Raw genomic sequence first — 14,516 nt, 5'->3', positions numbered from 1 at the left:
TTAAAGTCTTCAACGCAATCGTTGATAATATTGGATTATAGAATTATAATAGAAAAGACAATTCTTTTAAAAACTTGAACAAAAAATAAATTTCCACGAACACCTACTAAAACCAAATAGATGAATCTTATCTGTATCAAAAATACCGAAGTACCATAATAAAAGTGTGGTATAATTTCAAATCTTCAGTTAAAGCTCTTTATACAAAATGTATCCCTTCAACTTATCTTTATACGATTAACAACCTTTTGTAATTGATCCTTAAAGTTTCTAAAAATATCCTATTGTAGGGGCCAAACCCACATAAGCATTGGAACAGCAATAATAACGATCAACACCGCCAATGGAGCACCCAAACGTGGATAATCACTAAAACGATATCCTCCTGGTGCCATCACGAGCATATTACTTTGATGTCCAATAGGTGTAAGAAACTCACAGCCCGCACCAATTGCAACAGCCATCAAAAAAGCTTCAGGCTTATAATGTAGGGAATGAGCAAAACTTGACGCAATTGGTGCTACCATCATCACTGTTGCTGCATTATTCAAAAATGGCGTGACCAACATAGCTGTCACCAACATAAGTGCTAAGGCACCAGATGGCGGGAAAAATATTGCCAATTGGCTCAGCCATTGACCAATGAGATCCGTACATCCTGTTTTCTCTAACGCTTCACTTACTGGAATAAGAGCCGCTAATAGTACTAATATTTGGCCATCTAATGCCTGATACAGATCACGCGCGGGCAAAACGCGAAAGATAACCATTGCAGCAGCAGCAGAAAAAAAAGAAAACGCAACGGGAACAATATGAAAAGCTGTAAAAATAATTGCTATAAATAAAACAGCTAAAGAGATGAAACCATGTCGTAAATTTCCAAACACAATATTTCGTTTTGCTAGGGGCAGGCATTTCAATTCTCTTAATAAATTTGGAATAACTGCATCCTGTCCTTGCAAAACAATCACATCGCCAAGATGGAAAATAATATCATCAAGTCTTCCCCGCACCCTTTCATGTTGACGACTTAATGCAAGCAAATTTACATTATAGTGATCAAATAGGGAAAACTCTTTCGCACTAATACCAATAAGAGGTGAATTATGGGTGATGACTGCTTCAATAATATCGATGTCACTGTCCTTATCACCTGCAGCAATAGTTCGCCCCTTAGAAAACTCTAAACGAGCAGAGTTCATCACGCTATCTAACCCTGTATGCGACCCTTCCAGCAAAATAATATCATTTTCAGACAAAACAAAATCTGGTAACGGTGAAATAGATACTTTGTTTCTGATGATTTGAATCACCATAACGTCACCACTTGATGGCTTAACCAAATCAACAATATTTTTCCCTATAATCGGTGAATTTATTGGAATACGCACTTCTGCAACATAATTACGAATATCAATGGCATCATCAAATGATACACCTGAACGCACACGTACAGGCAAAAGCCAATAAAAAAAGACTAAATATACAACACCAGCCGCCGCAATAACCGCACCAACTGGTGTAAAATCAAACATAGTAAAAGGTGTTCCTGCTAAACGTTCTTGCATCGCTGAAATAACAACATTGGGAGATGTTCCTATCTGTGTCATAAGCCCCCCCAACAAAGAACCAAAGGCCATGGGCATCAAAAAGACAGAAGGAGAAACCTGAGAACGACGTGCAAACTGAAAAGCTATCGGAAGCATAATAGCCAAAGCACCAATATTTTTAACAAACATTGATAATACAACAACAGAAAGAACTAAAAAGGCTAATTGAAGACGCACAGATTTCACGTCTGTCCATATCCGTTGAATAATAAATTCCATTATACCAGAACGCGATACGGCCGTACTGACAACAAACACACTCCCCACGATAATAACAATATCATTACTAAAACCGCTAAAAGCTTCCTTCGGACTGACAAGACCAAGAGCACAAGCTATTAATAACGTACAAATAGCAACAAGATCATAACGAAATCGATCCCAAATAAAAACAACCATCATGAGACCAATGATCGAAAAAGCCATTATTTGATTTTCTGTCATAACACTCACCTCTCCCCATTAAATTATAATGCACAAAAACATATTTTTTATGTTTTAAATATTCCTATAAACAGCAGCAAGATAAAAACAGACATCGGAATATTTTAGGATAATTTTAAAATGATAAAAAATTATGATGCGCATAAACTTACCTCTCCTTATTATGCGTTATTATATTATGCGTTATTATGCGTTCTTTTCTATAAAGAGCTAAACTCAAAGAAAATTGATAAAAGTTGATAAAGCTCTATTGCAAAAAAGATGAGAATAACTCTAATATAGAGAGTAGATAATTGTTGAAACTGATACACGCTATATTTAAACCTTTGTCGTTGCTTAAAAGAATTTATCTTCACTCTCAATTCAAAGAGTGATAAAAATGAAAGAAGAAAGAATGCTCAATCTTAATAGTGGGTATCAAAGTAACCTCAGATATTGGCTCACTTGCATTATTGGATTTGTTGCTATTTTGGCAATTATAATTGTTGGTGGATTTTATATCGCAAAACCCTATCTTGACAGTTTTGTAAAACAAGAAATAGCCCGTCGTGGCATAAAAGCCCGAACATCTGAAGTAAGCATTCTAGGTAGAGTCAATTTGAAGAATGTGACATTACCTGTTCCAGCTGGTACATCACTTAGAATTGGTGCCATTTCTGCCCGTCCTCCCCTTTCCTTTATTCCCGGAACTTTTACATTTTATAATGTTGATTTAAAGCATAATAATATTCATGTGCAAATTCCCCAAATTTCTCTTCGGAGTGTATCCTTAAAAGAAAAAGATAGAACGATAACATCACGGCTTTTACAATCAATGATGCGTATTGAGCTTTCCTCAATTATTGCTCCCAATATACAACTTTCTATAGAAAATAAAAACAACCGAATAGAAACGGTTGAAGTCAAGAATTTCCAGCTTTCTGATTTTAAAAATGGCCATATCCGTTCAGTTAGTATTAAAAATATGGATCTTAAAACAGTTGCAGTAAATGGTGCCAAACAGATGCAGCTTATGGCTAAAAGTGATACAATAAAAGCCCATGATATCGACATCAACTATGCCTATTCTATCATTTTTGGAAAAAACAATGCTCTCAACCAAGGTAAAACCGTCACTGGCCCCATTTCTCTGAATAATGTAAGTGTCGATGTTTTAGAAGAAGCGGAAAAAAGCAGTTCTTTCTTCCTCGGACAGTTTAAAACATCTGGTTTAAAAATGAAGCCGCTTGAACAAACTCCTGAAAAATTGATCAAAGCTTATCTTAATGCAAGAAAAGAGAATAATAAAATCGCTGAAAAAATAGCACAAAATGGTCTTCTTCTAAACATACTGCTCGCCATTACCTCAGCGGATGCCAAAATTGATAATATCACCGTTGATATACCGCAGTTGAAAGCAACACTCGAATCACTCCAATTTAAACCAACCTTGTGGAAACAACCTATCCCCAAAAAGCTTTTTCTTTCTCTCAATAACCTTTCTGTTTTACCTAAAAAAATGAATGAAAAAGACTTAGAGTTCTTCAAAAATCTGAACTTTGAGCGCTTTGACATTTCAGGAAAAATTGATATTTCTTACGATGAAAAAAAACGTATGCTCCTTCTTGATGCAATGTCTTTCAATATGAGAGACGTTGGATCTGGGAACATATCAGCTAAGGTTATTGATGTTGATGAAAAGCTTTTTTCTGGTCAGCAAAATGTAATGATTGCTGCTTCTCAAGACTTTGGCATCAATGAAATTGATGTGCAATATAGGGATGCAGGTTTCATTGAGAAGCTTTTTTCTTATCTTGCGCAAAATCTTAATGACAACCAACATGATCTTAAAAAGGAGCTCTATGACGATTTCTATCTAATGATGACGCAGACCCCAAAAATGCTTCTAAAAAATCATGACGAAGCAGAAAAAATTTCAAAATCCTTAGGGGAATTTGCTAAAAATCCACAAACATTGATTGTTAAAATTAAAGCAAAAGATAATAAAGCGCTCACAATGGTTGATCTCGAATCTGCTCTACAAAATGATCTATCCAAGGCTTTAAACAAAGTACATCTCACTATTAAAAATGAAGCATCACCTTAAACATTTTGTGCTTTAAATATGATGATTTTGTCTATAAATTAAGAACTTTATTCCTCTTTTTGCTTTTATATGATACAGAAGGTATCATACAAAGTCATTTACACAGAGAATATAGAATCTAAAATTGTCGATGCTTGGAGTTGTTCATGTCTGATTTATCTTCAAATCGCCTACCTAATCGCGCTTCTCGTGTCACCAATCAAGCGCTTTCTGCGATCGAGCGTTTTCTCCATATTGAAGCTCTTAGTGGTATTGTTCTTTTATTAGCTGCTGCTGCTGCACTTATTTTTGCCAATTCTAAATATGCTGCTTTCTATGAATCTTTTTGGCATACACCTCTTGGCTTTAATTTGGGTCATTTCACTCTTTCATGGGATTTACATTTCTGGGTTAATGATGCTCTTATGACTATTTTCTTTCTCGTCGCAGGAATGGAAATTCGACGCGAAATTCATGAAGGTGCTCTTGCCGATTTTAGACAAGCAATTTTACCAATTGTTGCCGCAATAGGAGGCGTTTGTGTTCCCGCAATTATTTACTTTATCTTCAACTTTAACGAGGGGCATATACGCGGTTGGGCTGTGCCAACAGCAACAGATATTGCCTTTGCTCTAGGTATTCTTGCTCTTCTTGGAAAAAAAATTCCTTCTAATCTTCATATTATTCTTCTATCATTAGCGATTATTGATGATATTATCGCTGTTCTTATTATTGCTTTTTTCTACTCAACAAACATTGATCCTAGCGGTTTAATGATTGCAGGAGCAGGTATTGCTTTGGTGCTATTTTTTCAGTGGATCGGACTTGCATCAGCATGGCTTTACATTTTACCTGGTGCAATCATCTGGTGGGGTTTAATGGTAACAGGTGTTCACCCATCACTTGCTGGTGTAATCTTAGGAATGATGACCCCCGTTCTTCCTACCCGTACTCTTGTGGCGCCACTCACCATGCTCAGTAACGCTATGCAAATTCTTCAAGAAAAAAATACAAAAACAGATCTGCATCATATTTCAACCGCATTGAAAAAAATGCGCAAAGGACAACGGGCCATGATTGCTCCAGTAACACGCGTTCAAAAAGCGTTGCATCCATGGGTTGCATACGGTATCATGCCGGTCTTTGCCTTCGCAAATGCAGGAGTAAGTTTTGCAAACTTTGATCTTTCTTCTGACAAATCATTCTTGATTGTTTTGGGTGTTGTCATTGGTCTTTTCGTTGGTAAGCCTCTTGGTATTATCACAGCCAGTTATATAGCCGTAAAATCAGGGCTATGCCGCCTACCCCCTCATATGACATGGACAGGTGTTTTACTCATTGGTTTTTTAGCAGGAATTGGCTTTACAATGTCTATCTTTGTTTCAATGCTCGCTTTTAAAGATATTATTCTGCTTGATGCTGCAAAAATTGGGGTCCTTTGTGGCTCTGGTTTATCTGCTCTTATCGGTCTGGGATATGGATTTATTTATATTAAGCGCAATAAAGGAATTTCTCATAGTTCCTAACAAACTAACTGAAAATACATTTTTATGCAAAACTCTTAAAAAGTGATTTTGCTCATTTGTTGGATTCGGACAATATTTAATGTGAAATCCGTTGTCTCACCTCATCTTTACACTTATGAAGGAGAAAACTAATATCATCATACTATTTACTAGTCTCTAATGTCGCAACACCTTTGACACTTAAGAAGATTCATAAGAAATATTTTTATTCCTTTCTTCAATAATCTTTTATTCATACACTAACTCCAATCGTGATATACACAAGAATGATTTTAATTGTTTCAATATAAAAGGCTTCGTGGTTTCAGAGAAGCTGCCTTTCGTCGGGAAGTTATTCACTATAAAGAAGAATTTAATTATTATAAATCAATATCTTATCTTTAATTATACAAAACAGATAAGAATAAGCAAAATTCCGTAACCAGTTAAGTAATTCCATGGCTTATTTTTTCCCAATAAACCACCCTCCTCGTTACTGATTTTATTGCCGGTATTCTAAAAAACTTTAATTTTTATCTTCTTAAAAGGCACATTATTTTTTGGTAAAAATATTCGATTTATAATGATACTTTATCATTATAAATCTTGAATGGACTCCAAATATCGTAAGATTTGCTCATTTCAAATCTGTACATGATCAATCAATCAAGACTATTCCCTTACACGTCACCAGCCAAGGAGGAATATGGAGTCACATTATTTGAAGAAAGAAATAAGAATGCTTCATATCAACACAAGAGCTGTTCAACACGAAAACTAAAAATAAAATGATGACGACCAACTGACACCTTTGATCTAAGTAAAGGAGATGGTTCCCAATAAATTTTACGTTACGCCATCCACAAGCGCCGTAATGGGCTTGGGGAGAAATATTTATTTAAAACAAGCGCGTAAATTGGCAATATAATAGCGTTTTGTTTTACGTGAAAGGCATATACGATTTAAATAACGCAATAAACAAAACGTGAATCAATATATAATATCCATTATTTCAAAGATATTTCTGTCAATATCTTTGAAAGTTGTAAAGCAGAATTAAAAGGAAGTTGTAAAATGGAAACTGGTTTTCACTTTTATGGCTTCATATTCTCCCCCAATTAGGTTTTATCTCCATTTCAGAGGTTCCCCCAACAAGTATACGCAACACCCTTGTTCCTATCTGGCATACAAAAACAGGAGTTGCTCGTAGTCCCCTTATCCGTCTCAATATATATATCATCAAACGTGCATCTGCGCTGACATTAGATATTGATACAGGTAACAAAAAACAAAAGATTTATTGGGAATAAGTGTATTAATTACTGCACTTTGATAACATATCTTATATTCACTTCAAATGGATATCCCCATTCGAATGCATTATGCTATTAAAAAGTAATTACAAAACAAGAGAATACGTTTCACATTCATATACTGAATAAAAACAAATTGTGAGAAAAAATATTTAACAAAATTAGAATAATAAAAATGGCTATATTTCTTACAAGAAGAGTTTTAATTACAAAAACAACCATTTGAAAAATATGTAAACATGATAAGAAACTAGCACGATATACGGCACAAACGAAAGAATGTATTTCATGCGTGAGTGGCAGTATGACAAAGAAAATACTTGTAATAGAGTAGTTAAGGGAAGAAAGTTAACCTAAAGAACATATAGAGGTATCGAAAACTCTGAAAATCTTAGTCATAATTCAAAAAAAGATAAATAGACATGAGAAAAAATTTAAGTAATGAAATCATGAAAGCAGCACGCTATAACATTATCATTTAATTTTGATCTATCGTTACATGATTTTATGAAAAGTGCTTCTGAAGAGCTATAAGCCGTAAACGCATAAGATATAGTAATTCTACAACTTATAGCGCAACATAAATATTGTCTATAGAGATATATTTTTATTGCCTCATAATACGGAAAAAAATAAATTTACAAGATACACATAAAGCTATAAACAACCATTTGAGACAAGCTAAATATTTCTAGGAAATACATCTTCGATTCTATTTTTGATAATTCCGTCACTAATCCAATGAGCTCAAATTTCTCTAAGATTTATAATATTAAATCTGTATTCACAAGGCTGTCCCTCATGTCACATGCATCCTTTGAATAAACGCAGTGCCATTGTTCCTTATTCTATTAAAGCTTATTGTGAAGACTTCACTATCCCTCTCTATAGGCTTTAAAACGTTTATAGACGGCATATTTTATATCCCTTCTTAAACATTTTTTACCTAAACATCTTTCTCTTGTCATGTATAAGCAACCATTTTTAAATTCATCATGAACAAGTTTAAAATGAGAGAGTTTTGCTGTATTAAATATTCTATTTAAGTTAAAAATATAAATTGTCCTTAACAAAAATTATTAATATATATTAAAGCTTTATGTTATTGAAACTTTGTTAAAACTAAAAAATGCTCATCCCTTATCAAGTGCATAAACAGCATGTAATGTTCTAACCGCAAGTTCAGTGTAAGCACTATCAATCAAAATAGAAATTTTAATTTCTGAGGTCGTAATTGCTTGAATGTTAATACCCTTTTCAGCCAAAGCCTTAAATGCTGTAGCGGCAACACCTGCATGGCTACGCATTCCAATACCAATCACAGATACCTTGGCAAGATCACTTTCAAATTGGAGAACATCAAATCCAATTTCTTTGCGATTCTTCTCAAGTAGTGCAACGGCTTTTTCTACATCTGATGATGGTACAGTAAAAGTCATATCAGTTTTTGAGCCATCTTCAGAAATATTTTGCACAATCATATCAACATTAATGCGCTCTTCAGCCAAGGGACCAAAAATTGCTGCCGAAATCCCTGGACGATCGGCAAGCCGACGAAGGGAAATTTGCGCTTCATCCTTAGCAAAAGCAATACCAGTAACATTTTGTTGTTCCACGATTTCATCCTCATCGCAAATAAGTGTTCCAGAAGAACTCATTGGATCCTCCATGCCTAACGCATCAGGATCCTCAAAACTTGAACGCACAAAGGTACGAACCTTATGAACCATTGCCAATTCAACAGAACGAACCTGTAAAACCTTTGCACCAAGAGAAGCCATTTCCAGCATTTCTTCAAAAGCTACTTTTGGTAAACGACGCGCTTTCGGTTCTATACGTGGATCCGTTGTATAAACACCATCTACATCCGTATAAATATCACAGCGATCAGCTTGTACAGCCGCGGCTATAGCAACAGCACTTGTATCTGATCCCCCACGCCCTAAGGTAGAAATCCGGTTATCTGGAGCTAACCCTTGAAAACCAGCAATAACGGCAACCTGACCTTCCTGAAAACACTCGATTAAAAAAGATCCATCAATATCAGTAATACGTGCACGTCCATGCGCATTGTCTGTATGAATAGGAATTTGCCAACCAAGCCATGAACGTGCATTCACACCCATTTCTTGAAGTGTCAAAGCCAACAAACCTGAAGTAACCTGTTCACCAGAAGCAACCACAACATCATATTCACGAGCATCTCTATGCTTGGAGGAAGCATCACACGTCCACTGAACAAGCTCATTGGTTTTACCAGCCATCGCAGATACGACAACGGCAACCTCATTGCCTGCATCAATCTCTCTTTTGACATGCCGTGCAACATTATGAATACATTCAATATTTGCTACAGATGTTCCACCGAATTTCATGACAATGCGCGCCATTAATAACACTCTTACCTTTACATCTTTTATCTCAAACGGTAATGAGAATTAGATGCTGTATCAACTAACCATTTTCTCGACATAGCGAATATCTATCATTTGTGCAAGTTTCATTATGATTATATTAATTTCTCTTGACTTTGTATAAAATCTACTGGACTTGATCATTAAAAATAAAAGGCAGGCAACATGATAGATGAAACACAAACAACTATTGATCAAAGTGAAATTGATCATTTTTCACGTATTGCTACAGAATGGTGGAATCCACAAGGAAAATTTCGACCTCTTCACCAATTTAATCCAACACGCCTTGCTTACATCAGAGAAAAAATCTGTTTAGAGTTTAATCGTGACCCTTGTTCATTTACGCCCTTTGATAATTTGAAAATTCTTGATATTGGCTGTGGAGGAGGCTTGTTATGTGAACCAATGGCACGTCTTGGCGCTATGGTCGTAGGCGTTGATGCTGCACAAACAAATATTGAAGTCGCAAAAACCCATGCAGCTCAAAATGATCTTTCCATTGATTACCGCACGATGACAGCAGAAGCTCTTGCCAATGAAGGAGAAAAATTTGATATCATCCTTAATATGGAAGTTGTTGAACATGTCGCTGATGTTAATCTCTTCATAGCAGCTACAGCAAAAATGTTGAAACCACAAGGGTTAATGTTTGTCTCAACACTCAACCGCACGTGGAAATCATGGGGGCTTGCTATTGTAGGCGCTGAATATATTCTACGTTGGCTTCCTAAAGGAACACATGATTATAAAAAATTCCTAAAACCTCTAGAACTTAAAAATTTCTTATCAAAAAACGCCCTAACTATCATTGATGAGATAGGGATTACTTATAACCCATTAAACGACAGCTGGAATCGCTCAAAAGACATGAGCGTTAACTATCTCCTTCTCGCAAAACGGTCTTAAGGATATGTAATTTACAAATATTATACGCCTTGTAATAAAGAATTGAGCTTTCCCTCAGCCTCTAAAGCATAAAGATCATCACAACCGCCAACGTGATAATCACCTATAAAAATTTGTGGAAATGTATTACGTCCATTTGCACGCTGTACCATTTCTTGGCGAAGGGATGTGGAAGCATCAATATCTGTATACTTTACGCCTTTTTTATTAAGCAAATCACGTGCTTTTGTGCAATAAGGGCAGTTAGGGCGTGTATAAATTATTATCTCTTTCATAGTATTATCCTCCAATATTTTTTAATAATATTCACTTTAAATTCCTCTTACGAGGAGGGAAAAATAGAATCTTCTTTGAGAACACGCGAAAATGTTAGCACATCGACCTGTCGCGCACCTGCATATTTTAATGCAGCAGCTGCTGCTGTAACTGTTGCACCTGTTGTAAATACATCATCAATCAGCAAAACAGAACATCCTTTGAGATATTTTTTAACCTTATGCGAAACCTTAAAAGCATTTTTTACGTTAAGTTTTCTCTCTCTCGAAGAAAGACTAACCTGCGGACGGGTATGCCGACAACGAACAAGCCAACTCGGTTTTAAAAGCTTTTTTTGTGATGCTGCAATATAACGCGCAAGCTCAGCAGATTGATTATAACGTCTCTCCCAAAAACGACGAAAATGCAATGGAATGGGAATAATAACATCACAATCATCAATAACCTCGCGTCCAGCAAACATCATCCAGTTGGCCATAAATGATGCCAATTCTATATGATCACCATATTTTAAGCGCGTTACTAAAGCTCGTGCAAGCCCTTTATGAACAATAGCAGAACGGACACGTGAAAAAGGATGAGAATTACGAAGCGCTTCACCACTGAGAAAACCATCCCCCATATCACAAACAAAGGGAGTCCCCATAACAGGACAATAAGGTTTAGTGATAAATTGAAGGTCTTTCCAACATTCGGAGCAAATCGTGCCATAAGTAGAAACATTTTGCTTACATCCAGGACAAATTGGTGGATAAAGCACCGTTTTCAAGCGTTCAATGAACTTACTTAGTATATCCCCACTACTTAACGCCGCTTCTCGAAAATACAACATTATAAATTTAGGCTTTTACAAGTTTCCCTCAGAACAAAAGTTCCTTTGTATTTCCTCAATTTATAATTTTAATTCCTTTAAAAATTCTTACCTTCTATAAATTTATTTTTCTTTTATATTATAAACTTGACAGAGCTTGCACAAATAATGAACCTTTTCAAAATATATTCTTTCATAGATCGAAAGTGTTCCACAATATGTCGCATCCTTTAATTTTTGATCATAACCGCATTGAACAATTCCGAAAACGTGCCTTTCAAAAAGCAAAAAAAGGATACGACTTTTTACTCTCTCACATGGCAGAAGATCTCTATAAACGTCTTAGCACTGTTGATCGCCTCTTTACATTAGCTCTCGATTTACACAGCCATACAGACCTTGCTGCGCAAGCTTTAATGAAATCTGGAAAAGTTTGTTCCATAGAACGTATTGAGACCAATACGCTTTATCAAAGCCATGATAAAAAATTTCATTTACGTCATCGGGAATTTCTTGATTTACCTCAAAGTTACTGTGACCTTATTGTTTCACTTCTTTCATTACAATTGACCAATGATACCCCTGGTGTTCTAAGCCAGATAAAAAACACCCTTAAACCAGATGGCTTATTTCTTGCTGTTATGGCAGGAGCTGGTACATTAAGAGAATTGCGCGAAAGCCTTCTGCAAGCTGAAAGTGAAATTTATGGTGGAGCAAGCCCTAGGATCTATCCTTTTGCCGACATTCGTGATGCAGGCGCTCTTTTACAGCGTGTTGGCTTTGCCCTGTCTGTAGCAGACGTTGAAGATATCACAATACGTTATAATACAATGTTTGACCTTATGCACGATCTTAAAGCTATGGGAATGCAAAATGCACTCATCAATCGTTCACGACGCCCTGTATCCAAACGTTTTTTTCTCCGCGCAGCTGAAATCTATGCACAACGATTTAGTGATCCTGATGGACGTATTCGTGCACATTTTTCTTTCATTTGGCTCTCTGGTTGGGCTCCTCATCCCAATCAACAAAAACCCTTACAACCTGGTTCAGCGCAAATATCTCTTACAGATGTTTTACAACCCCAAAAAACATAACCTAAAATCATTTTTTAAAAATACTTTTATCTGTTGTCTGTAACATTTGACTGGTGATCGTTCCAGCTATCATTGAATCGCTCACGTTTAGAGCGGTCCGTCCCATATCAATTAGCGGTTCGATAGAGATAAGTACAGCAACCAAAGTAACAGGAAGCCCCATAATTGGTAACACAATCAATGCAGCGAAAATAGCGCCTCCCCCCACACCAGCAACACCAATAGAACTCAATGTCACAACCCCAATAAGCGTAGCAATCCAAGTAGGATCAAGAGGGTTAATACCCATAGATGGTGCAATCATGGTCGCAAGCATCGCTGGATAAAGACCAGCACAACCATTTTGTCCAATTGTTGCCCCAAAAGAAGCTGCAAAACTCGCAATGGGTTGTGGTACACCTATCCACTGTGTTTGCGCTTCAATATTCAAAGGAATACTTGCAGCACTTGAACGACTGCTAAAAGCAAATGTTAAAACAGGTAAAACCTTTTTGAAAAAACGAAAGGGATTAACCCCAGAAATACCAAGCAATACACCATGAATTCCAAAAATTAAAATAATACCGACATAAGAGGCAATGACAAAAACCAGTAAATTTAAAATATCTGCAATACGCGATATTGCTCCTACTTTCGTCATAAGTGCAAAAATACCATAAGGCGTCAAAGCAATCACAATACGGACTAACCGCATAATCCAAGCTTGTCCCACTTGAATAAATAAAAGCGCTTTTTCTCCTTTTTCTGGCTCATCTTTCTTTAAAAGAAGAACCGCTGCACCTAAAAATGACGCAAAAATAACAACACTGATAATTGACGTACGTTTAGCTCCACTCAACTCAGCAAATGGATTTTTAGGAATCATAGACAAAATCATCTTTGGTATATTCATATCTCCAAGTTTAGAAATATGACCTTCAAGAATAGCAGAAACATTTTGCCCTTCATGCACTAAACCATCGGCTGTTAATCCAAAAAAATTAATCACAAGAACACCAACCAATGCTGAAAGAGCCGTTGTAAAAAGCAATATTGAAATTGTTATTATACTCATCTTTCCAACAGCATAAACAGAATGTAAATGAGCAACTGCTGAAACAATAGAGATAAAAACCAGTGGCATAACAATCATTTGCAACAATAAGATATAGCCCTCACCAACAATGTTAAACCATTCAACGGATTTCAATAAAGTGCTTTCACCCTCTCCATAAATAAACTGCAAAACACTTCCAAAAATCAAGCCAAGGATAAGCCCTAGCATAACACGTAGTGAAAGACTCCATTGCATTCTCTTACTTTGAGAAACAAACAATAAAAAAATAACAAATAGAAATAAATTGACGAAAAAATTAAATGTCATTGTCTATGCTCACTTACTATTGTTATGATTGACGTCAATAATCTGCATAATTCAAAATCAATGCATGATATTTAAAATTAACATAAAGCTTACTAGGCTTTTACAAAATCATTATTTTTTTAATTTATAGATTAAAAGAGAATTTTTTATCTACTAATAACTGTTTAAAGAAAATAAATAAAATTATGTTCCTATTCTTTAAATTTATGCTCTCATAAAATAGTTAAAAAAGAGAAATATAAACAACATTCATTGCATCTTAATACCGAACAATTCCAGCATATCTTATCCTATCAATATCCTTACCTCTCTCTTTTGCTATTTGAACTGAAGCGAGCTTTTCAAGAAAGGATGAATTAACAATCGAACATTCATGATTTTTCTAGAAAATACCTTTCATAGATTCTTTCTTTGCTTTCAATGAACGCTTTTTTATTTTTCGAATTTTTTTTATAGTCATAAAAAAGACTTTAAAAGCCACAATGCCTATTGAACGACAATACATTGATTTATAATAAATAATTTACTATTTTGCATATTAAATGAGAGTCCCGAATAACGTAAGATTCTCTCATTTCAAACCTGTTTATCTTGAATCAATCAAAATCATTTTCTTGCACGTCACAAGCAGAGCTGGCGTGTGGATAAAAAATGTATAAGAAAGGTGTAGAAATACCTCTTATGAAACGTCTTAATGCAAGAGCTGTCG

General features: G+C 35.6%; 9 protein-coding genes. 4 read left to right on the top strand and 5 right to left on the bottom strand.

Annotation, left to right across the window (positions count from 1 at the left end; genetic code table 11):
• Positions 1–281: 281 nt before the first annotated feature.
• Positions 282–2,054 carry an SLC13 family permease gene (locus ACFIJ7_RS02780; RefSeq protein WP_375635792.1) on the bottom strand — a complete coding sequence of 591 codons (1,773 nt, stop codon included), beginning with the start codon at positions 2,052–2,054 and terminating at the stop codon, positions 282–284.
• A gap of 379 nt (positions 2,055–2,433) precedes the next feature.
• On the opposite strand from ACFIJ7_RS02780, the gene ACFIJ7_RS02775 reads away from it, so the two are divergent.
• Both ACFIJ7_RS02775 and nhaA read left to right on the top strand, forming a co-directional pair.
• Complete coding sequence (locus ACFIJ7_RS02775) at positions 2,434–4,140, top strand: hypothetical protein (protein ID WP_375635793.1); 1,707 nt, start codon at positions 2,434–2,436, stop codon at positions 4,138–4,140.
• Between the two features lie 146 nt (positions 4,141–4,286).
• Entirely contained in the window at positions 4,287–5,645 is a 1,359-nt protein-coding gene (nhaA, locus tag ACFIJ7_RS02770) for a Na+/H+ antiporter NhaA (RefSeq protein WP_375635794.1), read from the top strand.
• A 2,425-nt stretch (positions 5,646–8,070) separates the two neighbouring features.
• Here nhaA and ACFIJ7_RS02765 read toward each other — a convergent pair.
• Positions 8,071–9,327, bottom strand: coding sequence for an aspartate kinase (locus ACFIJ7_RS02765; RefSeq protein WP_012754793.1), 1,257 nt, complete (start codon positions 9,325–9,327; stop codon positions 8,071–8,073).
• Between the two features lie 189 nt (positions 9,328–9,516).
• On the opposite strand from ACFIJ7_RS02765, the gene ubiG reads away from it, so the two are divergent.
• On the top strand, positions 9,517–10,260 hold the full coding sequence (ubiG, locus tag ACFIJ7_RS02760; RefSeq protein ID WP_375628238.1) for a bifunctional 2-polyprenyl-6-hydroxyphenol methylase/3-demethylubiquinol 3-O-methyltransferase UbiG: 744 nt from the start codon (positions 9,517–9,519) through the stop codon (positions 10,258–10,260).
• A 20-nt stretch (positions 10,261–10,280) separates the two neighbouring features.
• Here ubiG and grxC read toward each other — a convergent pair whose 3' ends face one another.
• Entirely contained in the window at positions 10,281–10,535 is a 255-nt protein-coding gene (gene grxC / locus ACFIJ7_RS02755; protein ID WP_273787883.1) for a glutaredoxin 3, read from the bottom strand.
• A 47-nt stretch (positions 10,536–10,582) separates the two neighbouring features.
• Positions 10,583–11,368, bottom strand: a complete 786-nt coding sequence (locus tag ACFIJ7_RS02750) for a ComF family protein (protein ID WP_012754790.1) — start codon at positions 11,366–11,368, stop codon at positions 10,583–10,585.
• Between the two features lie 197 nt (positions 11,369–11,565).
• On the opposite strand from ACFIJ7_RS02750, the gene ACFIJ7_RS02745 reads away from it, so the two are divergent.
• Complete coding sequence (locus ACFIJ7_RS02745) at positions 11,566–12,444, top strand: methyltransferase (RefSeq protein WP_375635795.1); 879 nt, start codon at positions 11,566–11,568, stop codon at positions 12,442–12,444.
• 7 nt (positions 12,445–12,451) lie between these two features.
• Here ACFIJ7_RS02745 and ACFIJ7_RS02740 read toward each other — a convergent pair whose 3' ends face one another.
• Positions 12,452–13,807 carry an L-cystine transporter gene (locus ACFIJ7_RS02740; RefSeq protein WP_012754788.1) on the bottom strand — a complete coding sequence of 452 codons (1,356 nt, stop codon included), beginning with the start codon at positions 13,805–13,807 and terminating at the stop codon, positions 12,452–12,454.
• Positions 13,808–14,516: the final 709 nt, after the last annotated feature.

The organism is Bartonella sp. MR100HLJHH (assembly GCF_042194215.1).
Classification (GTDB): domain Bacteria; phylum Pseudomonadota; class Alphaproteobacteria; order Rhizobiales; family Rhizobiaceae; genus Bartonella; species Bartonella grahamii.
This window is presented reverse-complemented; position numbering and strand designations above follow the sequence as displayed.

Coding starts and splice junctions, on each gene's coding strand:
- ACFIJ7_RS02780 (WP_375635792.1), bottom strand. CDS start 2,054: ATGACAGAAAATCAAATAATGGCTTTTTCGATCATTGGTCTCATGATG.
- ACFIJ7_RS02775 (WP_375635793.1), top strand. CDS start 2,434: ATGAAAGAAGAAAGAATGCTCAATCTTAATAGTGGGTATCAAAGTAAC.
- nhaA (WP_375635794.1), top strand. CDS start 4,287: ATGTCTGATTTATCTTCAAATCGCCTACCTAATCGCGCTTCTCGTGTC.
- ACFIJ7_RS02765 (WP_012754793.1), bottom strand. CDS start 9,327: ATGGCGCGCATTGTCATGAAATTCGGTGGAACATCTGTAGCAAATATT.
- ubiG (WP_375628238.1), top strand. CDS start 9,517: ATGATAGATGAAACACAAACAACTATTGATCAAAGTGAAATTGATCAT.
- grxC (WP_273787883.1), bottom strand. CDS start 10,535: ATGAAAGAGATAATAATTTATACACGCCCTAACTGCCCTTATTGCACA.
- ACFIJ7_RS02750 (WP_012754790.1), bottom strand. CDS start 11,368: ATGTTGTATTTTCGAGAAGCGGCGTTAAGTAGTGGGGATATACTAAGT.
- ACFIJ7_RS02745 (WP_375635795.1), top strand. CDS start 11,566: ATGTCGCATCCTTTAATTTTTGATCATAACCGCATTGAACAATTCCGA.
- ACFIJ7_RS02740 (WP_012754788.1), bottom strand. CDS start 13,807: ATGACATTTAATTTTTTCGTCAATTTATTTCTATTTGTTATTTTTTTA.